Below are 18,862 nucleotides of genomic sequence, written 5' to 3'. Positions count from 1 at the left end.
ACCTATCGTTGGCGCGGGCACTCGAAGAGCGACAAGAACCTGTACAGAACTCGTGAAGAGATCGACGAGTGGCGCACGAAAGACCCGATCGGACGATTCGAGGATGAGGCGCTCAAGGCCGGCGCATTGGATCAGGAAGGGATCGACAGCGTCCAGGATCGAGTACGGAGTGCGCTGCGCGACGCGGTCGTCGAGGCGACGAAGGGTGCCGACGCGAACGCTGATGACCTACTGGACGCCGTATATGCGGAGGCAGACCGATGACCAAGACTGAAATGACATACGCCGAAGCAGTACGCGACGGCATGCGGCAGGCGATGCTCGCCGACGAAAACGTCTTCCTCATGGGTGAAGATGTCGGGGTCTATGGAGGAGCTTTCGGCGTCACCGGCGATCTTGTTCACGAGATCGGTACCGATCGCGTTCGCGATACAACGATTTCGGAACTCGGCATCGTCGGCGCGGGCGTCGGCGCAGCGCTCACGGGCATGCGGCCCATCGTCGAGATCCAGTTCTCCGACTTCACGGCGCAGGCGATGGATCAGATCGCGAACCAGGCGGCGAAGATTCACTTCATGCTCGGTGGCGAGGTGACCGTGCCAATGGTCATCAGGGCACCGGGCGGTTCGGGCACGGGAGCGGCCGCGCAGCACTCGCAGTCCCTTGAAGCCTGGTTCGCGCACATCCCGGGTCTCAAAGTGGTCATGCCGGCAACCGCCGACGACGCGAAGGGGCTGCTGCTGTCCGCGATCGACGATCCGAACCCCGTCATCGTGCTCGAGCACAAGCTCCTCTACAAGACGAGCGGGGAGGTGCGCGCCGGGGGCGATGTCCGCACACCGATCGGCAAGGCCGAGGTACGCAGGAGCGGAGATGACCTCACGATCGTCGCAACGGGTGTCATGGTCTCGAGAGCGCTGGAAGCGGCGGAGCAGCTCGAGGCGCAGGGCATCGACGCGACCGTGGTCGACCCCCGAACGCTGAAGCCGCTCGATACCGACACCATCCTGGCCGAGGTGACGCGCACCGGACGAGTGCTGCTGGTGCAGGAGGCGGTCAAGACCCTCGGCTTCATGGCGGAGGTCTCGGCCCTGATCGCAGAGGGCGAGGCGTTCGTTCACCTCAAGGCACCTGTTCGCAGGCTCTGCGGACTCGATGTTCCCATCCCGTACGCACCGCAGCTCGAGCGGGCAGCGGTCCCGCAGATCGAAGACATCGTGCGCGAAGCCTCCTCGCTTGTGAAGGAGTGGTAATGAAGCGCCTCGAACTGACGATGCCCAAGATGTCGATGACCATGGAGGAGGGCACCATGGTCGTCTGGCTCAAGCAGCCTGGCGACGAAGTCCGCTCCGGTGAGCCCGTTGCTGAGGTTACGACCGACAAGGTCGACATGGAGGTCGAATCACCCTACGACGGGAAGCTGGCGGAGCATCTCGCGCAGCCGGATGACGTGGTTGCGGTCGGGGCGCCGATCGGCATCATCGAGTCGGAGTCCGATGACCTCCTCGGAGGGTTGTTCGACGGCGAGCCGGAGCCGGAAGCCGCGGCGACACAGGAGCCCGAATCGACGTCGGAAGCCCGGACATCGACGGACACTGCGCCGTCAACTTCCGATACCGCGCCCGACGATTGGCCAGCAGCCGTGCCTGCGGCCAGGAAACTGGCCAGGGAGAGAGGCATCGACCTTGCTTCGGTGCAGGGCACGGGCGCCTGGGGAGCCAGGCGAGTCGCGGATGTCGAAGCGACGGGAGGAGGCGCATCCTCGGCGTCGTCCACTGCCGCCGTTTCCCCGGACTCACCGGGCCGGAAGCCGGGAGACCTGCAGAGCGCTTTCGGCGAGGTCGAGTCTGCCTTGCAACGGCTCGCCGCACTTGTTCACGCCGAGCCGGCTGGCACTGCCTCGGCTCAGCCTGCTCAGTCCTATCCGGCTCCGGCAGCGACCGCCGAGGCGCCCCCGAAGCGCCGCAAGCCCGCGAACCGTCGTGAACGCTTGCGGCAGCAGGTGGCGAAGGCAATGGAAGCGAGTGCCGGCGTCCCGCAGTTCACCGCATGGAGAGACCTCGATCTCGGCGCCATCGACAGGGTCCGCAAGACAGAGCTCGGAGGCGCGAGCTGGACTGCAGTGCTCGTTCGCGCACAGGCTCTGGCGCTCGCCTCGGTCCCGGCCCTGCTCGGCCGCTGGGCGGCTGATGGCGGCGTCGATCCAGACGACGGCATCGGCGTCGCTCTCGCCGTCGATTCGCCGGATGGACTGGTTGCCCCCGTCGTCCGCGATCCGCATCAGCGGTCGCTGGAGGAAGTCGCACGGGAGGTCGCGGGGCTCGTATCCAAAGCGCGTGAGTCGACGTTGAACCCGGATGATCTCGCGGGAGGCACGACCGTCTTCTCGAACCTGGGGGGTCTGGGCGTGCGCCAGTTCAACGCGCTCATCACTCCGCCTCACGCTACGGCGTTGAGTGCGGGTTCGGTCGATCGACGCGTGCTTGCGGCGGATGACGGTTCATTCGGAGTACGGCTGATGTGTACCGTTGGGCTGACCGTCGACCATCGTGTCGCTGACGGTGCCGATGCGGCACGCGCGCTGCAGGAGCTTAGCGAAATCGTCGCCGATCCGCGTCGCCTGCTGTAAGCGGGGAAATCAGTCCAATAACGCCTCGGCGAGGGGCTCATCGATGATGAGCACGTCGTAGAGTCCGCCCGTTATGCCCGCCTGTACCGCCCGCGCCTTCCTGGCACCGGCGGCGACCGCGAGTACCGTGGGGATTCGCGCGAGCTTCTCGAGCTCTATGGCTACGACCCTGCGGTCGAGGGGAGTGTCGGTCTGTCTGCCCTGCGCATCGTAGAACCGGGTGCAGCAGTCGCCGACGACTCGGGAGTTCTCGAACGCTGTGCGGTCGCTGCTGCTGAGCGAAACCGATTCGACGATCGCTTTTGAGGCACCGGCACCGACTGCGCCGACGCCCACGATTGCGAGGTCCCCTCCTGCTGCATCGTCGAGCACGGACCGGATCGTGGACTCCGATAGCAATCCGTCTCTGAGCTGCTCCGATTCGACGACCGCCGGCGCGTAGAGTCTGCGATGCCTTGCCCCCAGCCTGGTCGCGAGTGACCGCACGAGTACGTTGCCGTCGCTCGCGGAGTCCACGGTCGAAAGGCCGCCGACCAAGGGCAGGATCTCGAGCCCGGGCAGTGACGTACCGGGTTCGACCGCATCGACGACCGCCTGTACCGACGCTCCCCAAGACACGGAGATACGGCCCTCGCGAGGCGCATGATCGAGCAGCCACTCCGCTCCGAGAGCTCCCACGCGTGCGAGATTGCGGTCGGTGCCGCGAGCAACGATGACGTCCTGCATGCCTGTGCGTTCCCGTACTTGAGCCTCAAGTTCGTTCGCGCGGCCTTGAGCATCGTGGATCGTTATCTCAACGATGCCGAGTCGCCTCGCATCGGTGAGCATCCGGGAGACGTTCGACCTCGATACTCCCATCGCAGCGGCCACCTCCGCCTGCGAGCGGCCATCCATGTAATACAGCGTTGCTGCTCGGACGAGCATGTCTCGCGATCGAGCTGAGGGCATCTGCGGCTCCTTAGTCGTTGATCATGCGATTCTATAGCGCTTGGTGCATACGGGGTGATCGGTGCCTTTGTCCGCAAGCTTGACTACGCTGGAGACGCTGGCGGATTCGCTCTGGTTGTACCGATGCGAAGTGTCGAGTTCGGAGGGTGTTGACATGTCGGAGAAGTTCAATGTGACGCCCCTCACACGGGAAGAACTGCGCGCTCTCGTGCAGCAGCCCGACCTGCGGAAGATCTCTGAGCTCGCAGAGAGTCTCAGCTTCCGGGAGCTCGAGGAGCTTCTGACCGACGCGCAGATCGGCGACTCCGTCGTGCTCTTCCGGCTCCTGCCGAAGGATATCTCGATCGAGGTGTTCGACGACCTCGCCCCCGCAGTGCAGGCGGACATCGTCCGAGGGCTCAGCGCCGAGCAGGTCGCGACCGTGTTCTCTTCCCTCGACCCGGATGAGCAGACGTCGTTGATCGATGAGCTGCCGGCGCGGGTCGCGAAGCAGGTACTCGCTTCGGTCGACGACGAAGACCTCGGGCCGGCCATGACTCTGCTGGGCTACCCGCAGGGCTCCGTCGGTCGTCGCATGTCGTCAGCCCACGTCGTCGCACACCGCGGAGAGACGGCCGGTGCCGTCCTGCAGCGCATCCGCTCCAGCGACGTCGACTCGGAGGATCTCGCCGTCATCCCGGTGCTCGGCAGCCATCGCAAGCTTGTGGGCACGGTCGATCCGGTCATCCTGATGCGCGCGGATTCCGAAGCGGTCGTGCGTGAACTCTCCGACTCAGACCCGGTGTTCGCGATGACGGGTGACGGAGACGAGCAGGCGGCGCGCGAGGCGCTCGATCGCGGGGTGCTCTCGCTCCCCGTTGTCGACAGCGAACAGCGACTCGTCGGCATGCTGCCGATCAGCGATGCCGCTCGAATCGACAGGCAGGCGGTTGACGAAGACCACGCTCGCGCGGGGGCGAGCGAGCGTCTGCGCAGGTCGTACATCGTGACACCGGTTTCGCGTATCGCACGGGCTCGCATCGTCTGGCTTTTGGTGCTCGCGGTCTCCGCGATCCTGACGGTGAACGTGCTGGAGATCTTCGAAGCGACAATTGAGCAGCAGGTTGCGCTAGCGCTGTTCGTGCCACTGCTGATAGGCATCAGCGGCAACACGGGTTCGCAAGCTGCCACGACGGTGACGCGAGCCCTCGCGCTTGACGATATCGAGCTGCGGGACGTCGGAAGGGTCGCCTTCAAGGAGGCCCGCACCGGCCTGCTCCTCGCAGTGCCGTTGGCGGCTCTCGCGCTATCGCTCGGATGGCTCTTCTACGGCTTCGGCATCGGCGCTGTCCTCGCGTTGACGCTGCTCATCAACCTGCCGCTCGCGGCGACGGTGGGAGGGGTTATTCCTATCGTCGGTCGCGCCTGCAAAGTGGACCCGGCGGTGTTCTCGACGCCCTTCATCGCGACGTTCTGCGACGCTTCCGGTCTCCTTGTCTACTTCACGGTGGCGATCACCGTTCTGGGGCTCTAGCGCGGCAGTGACCAGGTGCCAACCACCTCGTTGGTATGAACATCGGATAGACCATGCCAGTCGGCCGACTCGCGCAGCAGCGCGCCCAGCCGAGGAGTGAGCTCGGCCTCCCGGTGAGCATGCGACGGTTCGATGTTGGCATGCCTCACGAGCAGGGCGTCTGCCTTGCGGTCACGCTTGAGATCGACGCGGCCGACAATCTCACCACCGATCATGACCGGCAGTACGTAGTACCCGTGTTCGCGCTTGTGCTCCGGCGTGTAGATCGAGATGCGGTATTCGAAGCCCCACAGCCGCACTGCTCGGGGGCGATACCAGACGAGCGGATCGAACGGCGAGAGCAGTGCGTCGACATTCAGCGAACGAGCGAGCCGCTGGCCGGCGGCGAGATAGGCGGGCCTGTCCCATCCGTGAACCGCGACTTCCTGCACTTCTCCGCGCTCGATGAGCGTGTGCAGCGCATCCCGGGCCTCCGTGAGATAGCGGATGCGGAAGTAGTCGCGTAAATCATCCAGCGTCGCGACTCCGAGGTAGATGGACGCACGGCGCATGAGTTCGAGTACCTGTTCTTGGCGGGTCACCGACGTGGCTTCGGGAGCTACTCGCTCTCGAAGATCCAGTACACGCTCAAAACGTCGTCGCCCCGTCACTACAAGCTGACCCGAGAGAAACAGCATGGACACCGATTGGTGCACGAGGTTCTTGTTCCACCAGCCGCCGGGAAGCCGCACGTTCTCCTCGTGTTCGATCTCGCTTGTGGATAATGGGCCAAGATCGCGAAACTGTGCGAGAATCTCGCGGTGCAGTGCGGCGTTCTCCGAGAAGAACTCTGGGTTCTGCTCGAGGAATGCACGCTCCCGGAACTCGAACAGAGGAAGATCGTGCAGCGGAATGAGCGCCGCTTGGTGTGCCCACGTCTCTGTGACGTTCCCGGCCTTTCGCACGCGGTGGTCGTGGTGCACCATCCTGTCGAGGTCGTGCTTCGAACCCCACTGCGTGCGCGCCGCTGCAACCGTGTAGTGACTCCGTTCGTACACGTTCACCGAGTCGAGCTGCAGCAAGCCGATTCGTTCGAGCGCGGTTCGTTGCCCGCGTAGCCCCGGGGACGCCGGGCGGGTGAGTCCCTGGGCGTCGAGGGCGATTGCTCTGGCAGTCTTTGCGCTAATCGTTTCGGGCATATGGCCAGGCTAGTTCGTGAGCGGGATTAGCATGGACGCATGCGTTTTTTCCGCACGCGGCAACAGGAGCCTGGGCAAGCAGGCGATGATCTGAACGCGTATGTGCCCATGGGCATGCGCGTGGCAGGAGCGTGGGCATGGCGTTTTGTCGTGATCGCCGCGGTGCTCGCGCTGCTCATGTTCTTGATCTCTACATTCAGCGTGCTCGTGATTCCACTCATGGTGGCCATCCTGCTCGCAGCGCTGTTGGAGCCCTCCGTCGAGTGGATGGTCAAGAACAAAGTGCCGAAGGGCCTCGCTGTCGCGGGTATGCTGCTCTTCCTGATTGCGGTCATCGTCTCGTTGTTCTGGGTAGCGTTCAGTCAGATCCGCGCCGGCTACGACGCGCTGCAGGACCGTGCGCTCGATTCTTGGAACAGCTTCCGGCAATGGATGCTCGAATCTCCCCTGCACGTCACCGACGAAGACCTCGAGTACTACCTCGGCGAGTTCCTGAGCTTCCTGCAATCCGACCTGCGAAGCGTCTTCACACAGGTGCTGTCGGTCGGCTCCAGCGTCGGCGTGTTCGTCACCGGCATGCTGCTCGCGCTCTTCGCGTCCATCTTCGTGCTCTACGACGGCAAGCGGATCTGGCGCTGGATCGTCGGCCTGCTGCCGAGGCGTGCGCAGCCCGCAACGGACAAATCGGGCCGACTCGGATGGGCGACACTCGGCAACTTCGTGCGCGTGCAGGTGCTCGTCGCCGCGATCGATGCCCTGGGTATCGGCCTCGGAATGTGGATTCTGAGCCTGTTCTTCGAAGAGATCCCGCTCATCATCCCCGTGATCATTCTCGTGTTCCTCGGGTCGTTCATCCCGTTCATCGGTGCCATTCTGACCGGCGCGCTCGCAACGTTGATCGTGCTCATCGTGGCCGGGTTCTGGCCGGCCGTGATCATGCTCGGCATCGTGCTGCTCGTGCAGCAGGTCGAGAGCCACGCACTGCAGCCGCTCATCATGGGCAGCGCCGTCAAGATCCACCCGCTCGCGATCGTTTTCGCCGTTACTGGCGGCACGATCATCGCCGGTCTCGCGGGTGCCGTGCTGGCGGTCCCGGTCGTCGCGTTCCTCAACGTGTTCATAAAGGCGCTCGCGACCGGATCGTGGAAGAAGGTGCCGGCGGAGGGGCTCCCCAGAATCATCCCGCAGGCGAAGGAAACGACCCAAGGGTCGGAAGCAGCCAAAGACAAGGATGTTAGCGAATGACGCTGCCAACACTGGCCGATATCGAACTGGCTCGCGAACGCGTCGAGGGCGTAATTCAAGAAACTCCTATGGAGCTGTCGCGGTTCCTGTCCTCGAAGCTGGGCGATACCGTGCACCTCAAATGCGAGAATCTGCAGCGTACGGGCGCCTACAAGATCAGGGGCGCGTACAACCTGCTTTCGGAACTGAGCGAAGAAGAGCGCGAACGTGGCGTCGTCGCGGCATCTGCGGGCAACCATGCACAGGGCGTCGCCTACGCCGCCACTTCTCTGGGCATCAAATCGACGATCTTCATGCCGCACGGTGCCGCTCTGCCCAAATGGCAGGCGACTCGCGACTACGGCGCCGACATCCAGATGCGCGGCCTCGTGTTCCAGGAGACGCTCGCCGCGGCGCTGGAGTTCGTGCGTGAGACCGGCGCGATCTTCGTGCCGCCATATGACCACCCCTCGATCATCGCCGGGCAGGGAACCGTCGGTCTGGAGATCCTGGAACAGGCTCCCGATGTCGAAACCGTCATCGTGCCGATCGGAGGGGGTGGTCTCGTTTCCGGTGTTGCAATCGCCCTGAAAGAGCGAGCGAAGCAACTGGGCAGGGACATCAGGGTCATCGGCGTGCAATCGGCCGGAGCGGCAGCGTTCGTCGAGTCGCTGAAGGAAGGCGAGCCGACGACGATCGCGATCAAGCCGACGATCGCAGACGGCATAGCCGTTTCGCGCCCCGGCGACCTCCCGTTCGAAGCCGTTCGCGACTACGTCGACGAAGTGCTGACCGTCGATGACGACGACATCGCGGGAGCACTCATCGTTCTGCTCGAGCGAGCGAAACTCGTCGTCGAACCGGCCGGAGCGGCGGGTGTCGCCGCCATCATGCAGGGGCTGGTGCAGAATACCGGCAACACCGTTGTGCTGCTCTCGGGCGGCAATATCGACCCGATGTTCATGGAGCGCGTCATCGCGAGAGGGCTCGCGGCATCCCAGCGCTATCTCACGATGCGGCTATCGCTGCCCGATCGCCCCGGCCAGCTCGCGATCATCTCGCAGATCGTCTCCGACGAGGGCGCGAACGTCGTCGAAGTGCTGCACACACAGCACGACGAGTGGACGGGCATCCTCGACGTCACGCTTGACCTGTCATTGACCACGCGCGGCGTCGAGCACTCCAAACAGGTCGTCGAAGCGCTCAGCCGCGCCGGTTACGATCCGCAGATCAAACCGGCAGGGCGCTAGCCGCGGTACGTTTCGACGTCGAGCACCTCGACGGTGATCTGGTTGCCGTTAGGGGCCTCGTAGGAGGTCTTGTCGCCGATCTTCAGACCGACGATCGCTGCTCCGAGCGGGCTCGACTCGCTGTAGACGTCGAGATTGTTACCCGGTTCCATGATTTCGCGGTTGCCGACGAGGAACTTCTCTTCTTCACCGGCGATGGTAGCCCGTACAACCGTGCCCAGTTCCACCGTGCCAGAGGCCTTCGGTGCGTCGCTGACGTTCGCAGTGCGCAGCAGCTGGGTGAGCTGCGTTATGCGCGCCTCGATCTGCGCCTGGTCGTCCTTTGCGGCGTGGTATCCGCCGTTCTCCTTCAGATCCCCCTCTTCGCGCGCTTCCTCGATGCGTTTCGCGATATCGGCGCGCGCGGTGGTAGTGAGCTCTTCAAGCTCCGCGGTAAGGCGGTCGTACGCTTCCTGGCTCAGCCACGTGTCGGTGGTATCAGTCATCGTTGCTCCTGGACTACAAATAAACCGACCCGATCGGGCCGGTCATTCAGGGTAGTCTACGGGATCCAGCAGCGATAGACCATCCCGTTGGCCGGGGGCTCGCTTGTCGTCACGACGACCGACTCGACCTGCGTCCGCTGCTCATCCGTCGCTACGGGCACGATCGTCCAGCCGACGGGCGAGTTCATATCGTTGACGACCAGAACGGCGCAGTCAACGCCGACCTCACCGTGCGTCGACACCTCGAACGTGACCTGCATCTCGTGGTCGTTGAGCGTCTCGCGTGCGACCGTCCGCGACTCGACCATGGCGGAGGAATCGCCGACACCGGCCCAGGCGACCCAGAGTCCCATCACCAGAGCGATGGATGCGCCGGCGATGATCGCGATCAGAATTCCACGCCGCCGACGCTGTTTCGTGCGTCCATAGCGAACATCAAGGGTGGTCATGGGCTCTTTCGTGGGAGGATGGATGTTCGTACCAGTTACAGCCTATCTCCCGGGGAGGTCCGCATGCGCATGCTCGCGGTTCACGCGCATCCCGATGACGAGGCGAGCAAGGGCGCAGGAACACTCGCGCGCTATGCCGCAGAAGGACATCGGGTCACGGTCGTTACATGCACAGGAGGTGAGGCAGGCGACGTACTGAACGATCGAATCGCAGAGTTTCCGGCAGTGCACCGCGATCTGACCGGCTACCGGCGTTCCGAGATGGCGGAGTCGCAGCGCGCCCTCGGCATCGACCACATCTGGCTCGGTTACCGCGACTCCGGCCTGCCGCCCGAGGACGAGCCGCTCGTGCCCATGTCGTTCGCCACGATTCCCGTCGATGTCTCGATGCTGCCGCTCGTGCGGATCATCCGCCGCCTGAAGCCTCACGTTCTCGTGACCTACGACGAGAACGGCGGCTACCCGCACCCCGACCACATTCGCACCCACGAGATCTCAATGCGGGCTGCTGAAGTCGCCGGTTCCGACGAGCACCCGGAACTCGGCGAACCGTGGCGGGTGCAGAAGATCTACTACGACCGCGCCATGAATGCTCCTCGACTGCGAGCGCTGCTCGAAGACTACGAGCAGTACGACCCCGAGTCGAACCGCCTTGCTCTCATGCGCGAATGGGAGCGCTCACGGTCAGGACGCGATGTCAGCATCACGACGAGTGTTGACGTGAGCGACCACCTCCAGGCGAGGGACGACGCACTGCGTGCCCACGCGTGCCAGATTCCCGACGACGCGTGGTTCTTCTTCTGGCCCCACGACGTGATTCGGCGCGCCTGGCCGACAGACGATTACGAATTGGTTTCCTCGCTCGTGGAAACCACCGAAGGAGAGACCTCGTTGTTCGAGGGGATCGAGGACGACGAATGACTGCGTCCCCACTGTTCGAAGCGGCTTGGAAACTGCAGGCACTGACGGCGCAGGACCCATCGCTGCCACCGGAGACACCGGACCCGAACACCGTCACCCCGGGTGTTATCGGCTTTGCGGTCATGGCGCTCATCGGGATCGCGGCCGTGCTGCTCGCGTTCGATATGAATCGCAGAGTGCGGCGCATCAACTATCGCCAGCAGGCGAGAGACAAGATCCTCGCCGAACTCGCCGAGCAGGGAGAGTCGTCAGAGAACGACAAGTGACGTCGCTCGCCAGCGGCCGCCTCGAGGTTCGAGTCGCATAGCGACCGCCCTGCCCCGCGCGGGAGTCGTGATGATGGTCACGGCTTCGACCGCATCGCCAATGCGAATGCAACGGAGCGACTGGATACTCATCTCGATGCCGACGGGAGGCTTCTTGCGCATCGTCTCCCGCATCCTTCGAACGCTCAGAACGCGATGCAGCAGGTGCAGATACGTGTCTTCGTCGAGCCAGCGCGCGACCTGCTCCGGCTGACGGACACCGAGCAGAATCTCGGTAACGCACAGGGAAAGGCGCTCGACGAGAGGCTCGGGATCCGGTAGTTCTGACTCCTTCGTGACGGTCGCCCGCCGACTGCTGTGTTTGGCTGCTGTGGACATCGTTGTCTCCTGAAACTTCCGTGCGAAAGATTCAACCCGCTCCGGGAGTTCGAGAACAAGGGGGAGTTCTCCCCTGTGGATAACTAGGCAAAGGCTTGACACTCGGGGTACCTTTTGGATATGCGCTTCGATGACCTCTTCGATGATCTCGAGAGTCAGCTTGAGTCGGAGCTAGGTGCCGTTCGCCGGGAAGTCGCCGACGAAGAGGAGCGTTTTCGTCTCGGAAAGCTCGAGTTGCGGCACCGGATTCGCCGGGCGCCCGGGTCCATTGAGGCGGGCCTGCGCGACGGTTGCCGATTACGGCTGCAACCGCTCGCGGTGGGCCGAGATTGGCTGAGCGGTGAGGTGCTGGAAGGCGCGCCCGCCGGAACGGGCGCGGTTGTCCCGTTCTCGTCTATCGCCGGGCTGAGACTTGACGAGCAATCGGCATACGAGGCAGCGCTGCCCGCCGACGATGAGCGGTTCCGGCTCGCCGAGCGCCTGAGCTTCGGATACGTGCTGCGAGACTTCGCCAGGCGAAGAACGTGGGTGCGCGTCGAGGCTCCTCAGCCCGTCGGCGGCACGATCGACCGTGTCGGGCGAGATCACTTCGACGTCGCCGCCCACGACTGCGGGACCATTCGCGCGCGCGGCAATGTGACGCACATCCAGATCGTTCCGTTCGCTGCTGTCGGCTGGATCCGGCTGCAGCCCTGAGCCGCTGTTACGAACGCTGACCGAACAGGTCGGCGATGCTCGCCGTCTGCGACTGCTGCCAGAGTGATGCGCGGCGCTGAGCCTCTTGTCGGTGCTCCAGGAGCTGTTCGAGGGCGCTGCCGGAGACCCGCACCTTGCCGGAGATCTTCACGGCCGGTAGTTCACCCGTGTCGATGAGCTCGAAGACCTCGCTGACCTCGAGCTGGAGCAGTTCGGCCACGTCGGACGGTGAGAAGTGGCGTTCTACTGATGTCATGACACCCATTGTGGGGCAACTGGCTGGCTGAGGGGAGTGCGACACCGCACCCTGTGGAAAACTCCCGCTGCCGAGTGCACCGGTTGTGCCAGCGTTGAAGCAACACGGCGCTACGTGCGCGAAGAATGCGAGGGTGCTATGAAGACCAAACGATGGCTTGATCCGAGACTGCTCATCGGGATGCTCCTCGTCGTCGCCTCCGTCGCCGCAGTGGTCTTCGTCGTGTCCGCCTCGAACCGGACGCACGAGGTGTGGTCCGTTTCGAACTCGGTCGTTCCGGGCGATGTCTTGACGGCAGACGACGTTGCGCTCGCGAGAGTGCAGCTCGATTCGTCCCAGGACCTCTATCACGACCGGGAGGAATCGCCGATCGGAGGAGTCGTGACGAGACCCCTTGAGGCCGGCGAGCTCATCCCGGTGAGTGCCGTGGCGGATGCGGCGCTCGCGGAACGCAGCCGAGTCGTCGTCACGGTTGATGGGCCGCTTCCCGACGGCGTCACCCGCGGTGCCGTCGTGGACGTATGGGCCGCCGAGCAGCTCGACGGGAGCACCTACGCGACCCCGCGCGTGCTGGTCGACGATGCTGTCATCGCCGCTGTGCACACGAACGACGGGTTGATCTCGACGGCGCAGACCGTGCAGGTGGAGCTTCTGGTGCCGAGCGGCGATACGGGCGGTCTCTTGCACGCGATGTCCAGCGGCCATGCGATGCACCTGGTTCCCGACACTCCGCAGGATCGACGATGATCGTCTTCGCGCTCGCGCTGGATCTCGATCTCGAGGAACGCGTCGCAGCGGAAGCGGTATCGCACGGCCACGACGTTGCGATTCGCGCCGGCACTCCTGCGGAGTTGATCGGCCGGCTCGGATCGGCAAGGGTTGACATCGTGCTCGTCGGCGCGTCGGAACGGTTCCTGAACGGGGACCTCGTCGCTGCGGCGGACGCTGCCGGAATCCGGATCCTCGCCCTGGCGAAGAGCACGCACGAGCATGAACGCGCCCGCGGGATGGGCGTGCAGGTCACGCAGGACGACTCGGGGTTCGAGCAGATCGCGCGGCTGTGCGAGGGCCCGCTGCCGGAGGAGGCCGAACCGGAACGCGGTTCCGTCATTACGGTGTGGGGAACTCACGGAGCCCCCGGTCGCACGACGGCAGCCATCGGCATCGCGAGTGAGCTCGCTGCAGGAGGGGCATCCTGCTCGCTCGTCGATGCCGACACCTATGCCGCTTCCGTTGCTCCTTCGCTTTCTCTGCTCGATGAATCGCCGGGGTTCGCGGCAGCGGCTCGACTCGCCAAGCAGGGGAGCCTGACCGTCGCAGAACTCGAGCGCGTTGCCGCAACCCATGAGGCCGGCGGCCACGTCCTCAGTGTTCTGACGGGTATCTCGAGATCGGACCGATGGCCCGAGCTTGCGGCGGACCGCGTCACGAACGTGCTTGCCGAGTGCCGGAGCTGGAAGCGGTTCACGGTCGTCGATGTCGCTGCCTGTCTGGAGTGCGACGATCTCGTATCGAGTGACATCCACGCTCCGAGGCGCAACGCCGCCACGATTGCTGCGCTGCAGGCCGCGGATACCGTCGTCGCGATCGCGGGTGCCGATCCCGTTGGCATGACGCGCTTTCTTCGTGCGTATCCCGAACTCGCCGACATCGTCGATCCACGTCGCATCCGGGTCGTTGTGAACGGCGTTCGTACCGGCACGTCCGGACTCGCGCCGCAGATGGGCGTCACGGAAACGCTCGAACGATTTGCGTCCGTGACTCCGTTCGGTCTCTGGCCGCTGGATCGCTCGGCGACCGACGCGGCGCTGATAGCGGGGCAGTCGCTGCGGGAGGCTGCGCCGAGGTCGCTGTTGCGGCGTCGTATGACGGAAACGGCACAGGAACTGCTGCCGGAAGAAGAGCGTGTCACCAGGAGAGCCAGGAGGGAGGGCCGTGAGCGGCGCCGGCGCCGGCTACCGCTCCCCGCATGGATACACTGAACTGGTGTCCACACTCCGAGCGATTCTCCGGCGGGATACCGAGGCGTCCGAACTCGATAGCCAGTGGCTGCACTCCATCGTGGGTGAATGGCAACTGCTCGCGGACATGTCCTTCTCCGATCTCGTCATGTGGGTCAGAAACACCGACGAAGAATGGATAGCGGCCGCGCACGTTCGCCCCTCGAGCTCCGGAACCCTGTTCTACCGCGACATCGTGGGCCAGGAGATCCGCACGTCGTGGCGACGCGCCGTTGATGAGGCGCAAGAGACGGTTCGGATCGTCGACGTCGTCGACACGAGCGGGTCTCCCATGCGCGAGACTCGTATCCGGGCGGTTCCTGTCGTCAGGCGGCTCTCACCCGAGAGCTTGGACGTAACCGAGCGCCCCCTCGCCGTTATCACGCGGCACTCGAACCTCGGTCAGGCACGAACGCCCAGCAGACAGGAACTGTCGTTCCGAGAGCTTGCGAACGAGGTGTTCGCGATGATGACGACCGCCGACTTCCCCGACCTGACGGCCCCGTCGTCGCCGAAGCAGGGCGCGCCCCGCGCATCCGACGGTTTGATGCGACTCGACCGTGACGGCATTGTGACGTTCGCGAGCCCCAACGCGCTCAGCGCCTTCGCCCGTATGGGCTTCGAAGAAGAACTCGAGGGCAGATCGCTGGCGGAGGTCACGACGGAGCTGCTGGACGAGGATGCCGACATCGACGAGTCGTTGCCCCTCGTCGTGACGGGAAGAGCGCCGTGGCACACGGACATCGAATCGCACGGTGTCACGATCACCATCCGCGCGATTCCGCTGCGCAGGCACGGAGAGCGGGTCGGGGCGATGATGCTCTGCCGCGATGTGACGGAGATGCGCGTGCAGGAGCAGACGCTCATCACCAAGGACGCCACGATTCGCGAGATCCACCACCGGGTCAAGAACAACCTGCAGACCGTGGCCGCGCTCTTGCGCATCCAGTCACGCAGAACGGAGTCGGTGGAAGCGACGGAGGCGCTCCAGAATGCGGAGCGGCGGGTGGCGTCCATCGCAGTCGTCCATGACACGCTCAGCACTGGCCTTAGTCAGTCGGTCGATTTCGACGAGGTGTTCGACCGCACCGTCAGACTGACGAGCGAGGTCGCGTCACTGCACAACGCTCGCGTGCGGACGCAGCGGGTCGGCTCGTTCGGCGTGCTGCCGAGCGGGTACGCGACACCGCTCGCGTTGGCGCTGACCGAGCTGGTGACGAACGCGGTCGAGCACGGACTGGCCGGCTCCGAGGATGGGCTCGTATCGATCATCGCCGACCGCACGGACGAGACGCTTAGGGTGCAGGTCGTCGACAACGGCGTGGGGCTCGAGGGCGGCACGCTCGGCAACGGGCTCGGAACACAGATCGTCAAGACTCTCATTACCGGAGAGCTCTCGGGCGCCATCGAATGGGATGCGGCCGAAGGGGGAGGCACGGAGGTCACCGTGACGGTGCCGCTGCAGTTTCTGGAGCCGGAAGAGGTCTAGAAGGTCGCGCCAACGTCGTCTGCTTGCGCGGCTTCCAGGACACGAATGAGCGGGCCGGTCATCGGACCGACCCGCTGAAGTCGTGATGGGCGCGCTTAGCGCTTACCCTTTCAGCCGGCGCGCCTCGCGCGGGCTGCGCGGCGCTTGAGAGCGCGGCGCTCGTCTTCCGAGAGACCGCCCCAGACACCGGAGTCCTGGTTCGTCTCGAGTGCGTACTGCAAGCACTGCTCCGTCACGGGGCAGCGACCGCAGACGGCCTTTGCTCGTTCGATCTGTTCGAGTGCCGGCCCGGTGTTCCCGACTGGGAAGAACAGTTCAGGGTCCACCGTGATGCATGCGGCGTCGTCGCGCCAGTCCATTCAAACTCCTTGTACTCTGGTGTTGTAGTCGTGCGTACACGACAATCTCCACCCTTCGGGTAACGACATCGTGTCGAAAGCTCCCAGGTGGAGGCGAAGTCCATCGGCAACGGGGCATCGTGCGCGGTTGCCAAGAATCAAGTTTCCCACAGCACCTGGCGAGAGGCAAGGGTTTTTTCGTGAACGAGGCTCCTGTCGGGGTTGCCCAGGCTCCGGCGACCATCAAAATCATGCTGTTGATCCTCAGCGTCGAAGCCCTCGGCGCTATTGCTGTCGGTGTCTGGGTGGGGATCGAGGCATTCGGCGAAGTCGGGTCTCACCTGGTGGGAACACTGTTCCTCGCGCTCGTGTGTTTCGGCCTGGCCGCGTTTCTCATCCTGACCATCAAGGGCATGGTGCAGCACAGGGCCTGGACGCGTAGTGCAGCGCTCGCGTGGCAGGTGCTGCAGATCGGGTTGGCGCTCGGTTCCTGGAACGACGACAACAGAGTCATGTGGCTCGCATTCGCGCTCTTCATCCCCGCTGTCATCGTGCTCTTCTGCCTGTTCAGGAAGTCCGTCACGGAGTGGCTCGCACGCGAGATTCCAACGGAGTAAGCACCGGCAGCGCAACCTTCTGCCGGCAGTGCGCCCTTAGCCTGCGACCGGGATACGGGGGCGCTCGCTGCGCATCCTGCGATTGAACGCCATCCACGCCTCCTCCGACGCCGTGACGGTTTCGAGCAGACTCGGGATGTCCGGGAATCCGGTCGCTTTCGCAACGGAGAGCAGGGCCCACTCTTGGGCTATGCTCGGCCAGCTGCGCCCTTCGGCGTGCACTGCCGCAATCCCGACGGGTTCGTCGCCGACCAGGAGCGGCCCGGCAATGGCCTCATAGAAGTCGAAGCGTTCGTAGGCATCGAGGAGTGCGGCAATGGATTCGGAGGACTCGACACTGGTCCGTAGCAACTGCGTATGCCGGTAGCCGGAGCCGAGTGACTCCGTCCGATTCATGAATTCGAACTGCTGCGGGGTGCACCAGACCATTTTCAAGTGGGTCGTCACGCCAGGGCACGGGACCATCGTGGCGGGTATTGCGCCGTAGGCAGAGATGCGGTTGGCGAAGACGACGTCGTAGTCGCGAACCGCAACCGTCGTCGCGACGACGAACGGGTCATCCACGCTGCCGCGGAATTTCCACTCCAACTGGCTCGGGGCCGCATTCGACCCGATCGCGAGCGACGGCACCCTCGCAGAGACGGCGGGGCCGAGGTCTCCTTCGGCGATGTCTTCCCATTGTCCGGTCTCGACATCCAGCACGAAGGATGCGGGAGGAGACCAGTACGGATAGTCGACCGCTTTCGCGAGCCGCTCCGGCGTCAGCGGGCCGCCTTGGAATGCGGTCGAGTGCTGCCATCCGCTCGTCACGGTTTCCCCTTCTTCGGCGTCGCCTCGTGCGGTGTTGTCGCGCAGAGGGCCGCATCCAGGCTCTCATAGTCGCGGAGGGCCGACCGGGCGCGCAAAGTTCTTATGCGACTCACAGGCGCAAAGCTGCGTAAGCGTATATCGTGGTCTACGTCGAGAGCGTCGATGCTTTCGACCGCTGTGGGCACTCGACCCGACACTTGGCGTTACTGCACAGTTTCATGAAGGAAGGCGAAACATGCAGGCTAGCTCGATATCAGGAGCCGGGTGAAGTCATGCCTCATTATCGCCCTCGGCACGCCAACACTTCCTTCGCAAACCGTATCGCGCTCCTGGGAGCGTCGCTGCAGTCCGGCAGACAGGCGTGGCTGCGAACCACCATCACCGCGGCTTCGGTCGTAACACTGGTCACGGGAGTGTTCGCCTTCCAGCCGACGGCATCCGCTCCTACCGAGCCGGCCGAGTCGACGCCGATAGCTGCGGCGGAAACACAGCGGGTCTCTGTTCCGCACGGCAGCGCTCCGCAGACGATCAGCCTCGGATCCGTCACGGTCGTTGATGAGAACGAAGGGTTCACGCGCGAAGAGCTCGCCGAGATCCAGGCGCTGGCAGATCTGGAACCGAAGCCGTCCGGGAACCCCTTCGGAGGAGGCTCCGAGTACGCAGAAGCGCTGCAGATGCTCGACAACGGCATCGTGCAGAGCCCCTTCAACACCAATAACTCTCCCCGGGTGACGAGCCCGTACGGGCCGCGTGCAGGCAAATGGCATTACGGCACCGATTACGGAGCGCCGGCCGGTACACCTCTGTATCCCATCTCGTACGGCATCGTCACGTACCAGTACCGAGACGCGCATGGCGCAAACGTACTGACGATCGACTACATGATCGATGGTGAGCGCTACAGGACGCTGTATGCGCACATGCTTGATGGTGCAGACAAAGTCGAGCCCGGGCAGGTTGTGACGCCGAACCAGATGATCTCCGAGGTCGGCAGCACGGGATTCTCGACCGGCCCGCACCTGCACATGGAGATCATCTTGGCTGACGATTCGACGATCGATCCCCACGTGTTCGTGACCGAGCGCGAGCACGAGGGCATCAAGGATCGAGACTGGTCAGTGGATCCCAGCGACAACCATGTCGGTCTCCCGCCGGAGGAGGACGAACAGCAGGAAGAGGATGCTGATTCGGACGAACATGCTCGCGAGGAGGAGCCCGAGGAAACCGAGGATCCGCCACCGAGCGAAGACCCGGACGATCCAGAGGATCCCGACCCGAGTGACGACCCCGAAGACCCGGAGGATCCGGATCCGTCTGAAGACCCGGATCCGTCTGAAGACCCCGATCCCTCTGAGGACCCTGACCCGAGCGAGACTCCCGAGTCCTGATCGGCGGTCAGCGGTGGATGCTCTCGC

The 18,862-nt window shown here is 64.3% G+C and carries 22 protein-coding genes; 14 read left to right on the top strand and 8 right to left on the bottom strand.

Going from position 1 to position 18,862, the window contains the following annotated elements; all coding sequences use genetic code 11:
• The 3 genes from Q0O95_RS08930 to Q0O95_RS08920 form a co-directional block, all read left to right on the top strand.
• On the top strand, window positions 1-264 hold a 264-nt coding region (locus Q0O95_RS08930), incomplete at its 5' end, for a thiamine pyrophosphate-dependent enzyme (RefSeq protein ID WP_293697531.1).
• Complete coding sequence (locus Q0O95_RS08925; RefSeq protein WP_293697529.1) at window positions 261-1,253, top strand: alpha-ketoacid dehydrogenase subunit beta; 993 nt, start codon at window positions 261-263, stop codon at window positions 1,251-1,253. The genes Q0O95_RS08930 and Q0O95_RS08925, both read left to right, overlap by 4 nt.
• Window positions 1,253-2,629, top strand: a complete 1,377-nt coding sequence (locus Q0O95_RS08920; protein ID WP_293697527.1) for a dihydrolipoamide acetyltransferase family protein — start codon at window positions 1,253-1,255, stop codon at window positions 2,627-2,629. The genes Q0O95_RS08925 and Q0O95_RS08920 overlap by 1 nt, the downstream gene beginning before the upstream one ends.
• A gap of 9 nt (window positions 2,630-2,638) precedes the next feature.
• On the opposite strand, the gene Q0O95_RS08915 is transcribed toward Q0O95_RS08920, so the two are convergent.
• Window positions 2,639-3,577 carry a sugar-binding transcriptional regulator gene (locus Q0O95_RS08915; protein WP_293697525.1) on the bottom strand — a complete coding sequence of 313 codons (939 nt, stop codon included), beginning with the start codon at window positions 3,575-3,577 and terminating at the stop codon, window positions 2,639-2,641.
• Window positions 3,578-3,731: 154 nt separating this feature from the next.
• On the opposite strand from Q0O95_RS08915, the gene mgtE reads away from it, so the two are divergent.
• Complete coding sequence (mgtE, locus tag Q0O95_RS08910) at window positions 3,732-5,090, top strand: magnesium transporter (RefSeq protein WP_293697524.1); 1,359 nt, start codon at window positions 3,732-3,734, stop codon at window positions 5,088-5,090.
• Here mgtE and Q0O95_RS08905 read toward each other — a convergent pair.
• Window positions 5,087-6,268 (bottom strand): crosslink repair DNA glycosylase YcaQ family protein, encoded by a 1,182-nt coding sequence (locus Q0O95_RS08905; protein ID WP_293697523.1) that lies wholly within the window; start codon window positions 6,266-6,268, stop codon window positions 5,087-5,089. The two genes, mgtE and Q0O95_RS08905, sit on opposite strands and share 4 nt — an antisense overlap.
• Window positions 6,269-6,307: 39 nt before the next feature.
• Here Q0O95_RS08905 and Q0O95_RS08900 point away from each other — a divergent pair, with 39 nt between their 5' ends.
• Window positions 6,308-7,513: an AI-2E family transporter gene (locus Q0O95_RS08900; protein WP_293697522.1), complete on the top strand. Its 1,206-nt coding sequence runs from the start codon at window positions 6,308-6,310 to the stop codon at window positions 7,511-7,513.
• Window positions 7,510-8,742, top strand: a complete 1,233-nt coding sequence (gene ilvA, locus Q0O95_RS08895; RefSeq protein WP_293697520.1) for a threonine ammonia-lyase — start codon at window positions 7,510-7,512, stop codon at window positions 8,740-8,742. Before Q0O95_RS08900 ends, ilvA begins: the two co-directional genes overlap by 4 nt.
• Here ilvA and greA read toward each other — a convergent pair.
• Window positions 8,739-9,227 carry a transcription elongation factor GreA gene (gene greA, locus Q0O95_RS08890; RefSeq protein ID WP_293697518.1) on the bottom strand — a complete coding sequence of 163 codons (489 nt, stop codon included), beginning with the start codon at window positions 9,225-9,227 and terminating at the stop codon, window positions 8,739-8,741. The two genes, ilvA and greA, sit on opposite strands and share 4 nt — an antisense overlap.
• 56 nt (window positions 9,228-9,283) lie before the next feature.
• Window positions 9,284-9,676, bottom strand: a complete 393-nt coding sequence (locus Q0O95_RS08885; RefSeq protein WP_293697516.1) for a DUF4307 domain-containing protein — start codon at window positions 9,674-9,676, stop codon at window positions 9,284-9,286.
• 63 nt (window positions 9,677-9,739) lie between these two features.
• Here Q0O95_RS08885 and mca point away from each other — a divergent pair, with 63 nt between their 5' ends.
• Together mca and Q0O95_RS08875 are read left to right on the top strand one after the other, a co-directional pair.
• Window positions 9,740-10,597: a mycothiol conjugate amidase Mca gene (gene mca, locus Q0O95_RS08880; protein WP_293697514.1), complete on the top strand. Its 858-nt coding sequence runs from the start codon at window positions 9,740-9,742 to the stop codon at window positions 10,595-10,597.
• Window positions 10,594-10,863, top strand: a complete 270-nt coding sequence (locus Q0O95_RS08875; protein ID WP_293697512.1) for a hypothetical protein — start codon at window positions 10,594-10,596, stop codon at window positions 10,861-10,863. Before mca ends, Q0O95_RS08875 begins: the two co-directional genes overlap by 4 nt.
• Here the strand turns inward: Q0O95_RS08875 and Q0O95_RS08870 are convergent.
• On the bottom strand, window positions 10,846-11,241 hold the full coding sequence (locus Q0O95_RS08870; protein WP_293697510.1) for an Rv3235 family protein: 396 nt from the start codon (window positions 11,239-11,241) through the stop codon (window positions 10,846-10,848). The two genes, Q0O95_RS08875 and Q0O95_RS08870, sit on opposite strands and share 18 nt — an antisense overlap.
• Window positions 11,242-11,361: 120 nt before the next feature.
• Here Q0O95_RS08870 and Q0O95_RS08865 point away from each other — a divergent pair, with 120 nt between their 5' ends.
• The gene (locus Q0O95_RS08865; protein ID WP_293697508.1) at window positions 11,362-11,937 is read left to right on the top strand and encodes a hypothetical protein; all 576 of its coding nucleotides are present in this window, start codon (window positions 11,362-11,364) and stop codon (window positions 11,935-11,937) included.
• Between the two features lie 7 nt (window positions 11,938-11,944).
• On the opposite strand, the gene Q0O95_RS08860 is transcribed toward Q0O95_RS08865, so the two are convergent.
• Entirely contained in the window at window positions 11,945-12,193 is a 249-nt protein-coding gene (locus tag Q0O95_RS08860) for a helix-turn-helix domain-containing protein (protein ID WP_293697506.1), read from the bottom strand.
• A gap of 138 nt (window positions 12,194-12,331) precedes the next feature.
• Here Q0O95_RS08860 and Q0O95_RS08855 point away from each other — a divergent pair, with 138 nt between their 5' ends.
• Genes Q0O95_RS08855 through Q0O95_RS08845 form a run of 3 tightly spaced genes read left to right on the top strand, consistent with a single transcriptional unit; the run spans window position 12,332 to window position 15,682 of the window.
• The gene (locus tag Q0O95_RS08855; protein WP_293697504.1) at window positions 12,332-12,940 is read left to right on the top strand and encodes an SAF domain-containing protein; all 609 of its coding nucleotides are present in this window, start codon (window positions 12,332-12,334) and stop codon (window positions 12,938-12,940) included.
• Window positions 12,937-14,175 (top strand): regulator, encoded by a 1,239-nt coding sequence (locus Q0O95_RS08850; RefSeq protein WP_293697502.1) that lies wholly within the window; start codon window positions 12,937-12,939, stop codon window positions 14,173-14,175. Before Q0O95_RS08855 ends, Q0O95_RS08850 begins: the two co-directional genes overlap by 4 nt.
• Window positions 14,176-14,179: 4 nt before the next feature.
• The gene (locus tag Q0O95_RS08845; RefSeq protein ID WP_293697500.1) at window positions 14,180-15,682 is read left to right on the top strand and encodes a sensor histidine kinase; all 1,503 of its coding nucleotides are present in this window, start codon (window positions 14,180-14,182) and stop codon (window positions 15,680-15,682) included.
• A gap of 110 nt (window positions 15,683-15,792) precedes the next feature.
• Here the strand turns inward: Q0O95_RS08845 and Q0O95_RS08840 are convergent, their stop codons facing one another.
• The gene (locus Q0O95_RS08840) at window positions 15,793-16,041 is read right to left on the bottom strand and encodes a WhiB family transcriptional regulator (RefSeq protein WP_293697498.1); all 249 of its coding nucleotides are present in this window, start codon (window positions 16,039-16,041) and stop codon (window positions 15,793-15,795) included.
• A gap of 179 nt (window positions 16,042-16,220) precedes the next feature.
• Between Q0O95_RS08840 and Q0O95_RS08835 the strand changes: the two genes are divergently transcribed.
• Window positions 16,221-16,637, top strand: coding sequence for a hypothetical protein (locus Q0O95_RS08835; RefSeq protein ID WP_293697496.1), 417 nt, complete (start codon window positions 16,221-16,223; stop codon window positions 16,635-16,637).
• A gap of 36 nt (window positions 16,638-16,673) precedes the next feature.
• On the opposite strand, the gene Q0O95_RS08830 is transcribed toward Q0O95_RS08835, so the two are convergent.
• Window positions 16,674-17,447, bottom strand: coding sequence for a hypothetical protein (locus Q0O95_RS08830; RefSeq protein ID WP_293697494.1), 774 nt, complete (start codon window positions 17,445-17,447; stop codon window positions 16,674-16,676).
• Window positions 17,448-17,719: 272 nt separating this feature from the next.
• On the opposite strand from Q0O95_RS08830, the gene Q0O95_RS08825 reads away from it, so the two are divergent.
• Window positions 17,720-18,835: a M23 family metallopeptidase gene (locus Q0O95_RS08825; RefSeq protein ID WP_293697492.1), complete on the top strand. Its 1,116-nt coding sequence runs from the start codon at window positions 17,720-17,722 to the stop codon at window positions 18,833-18,835.
• Window positions 18,836-18,862: the final 27 nt, after the last annotated feature.

It is taken from the genome of uncultured Agrococcus sp., assembly GCF_945915485.1.
Taxonomy (GTDB): domain Bacteria; phylum Actinomycetota; class Actinomycetes; order Actinomycetales; family Microbacteriaceae; genus Agrococcus.
The sequence above is the reverse complement of the archived record's forward strand: the minus strand, read 5'-3'. Positions and strand labels throughout refer to the sequence as shown.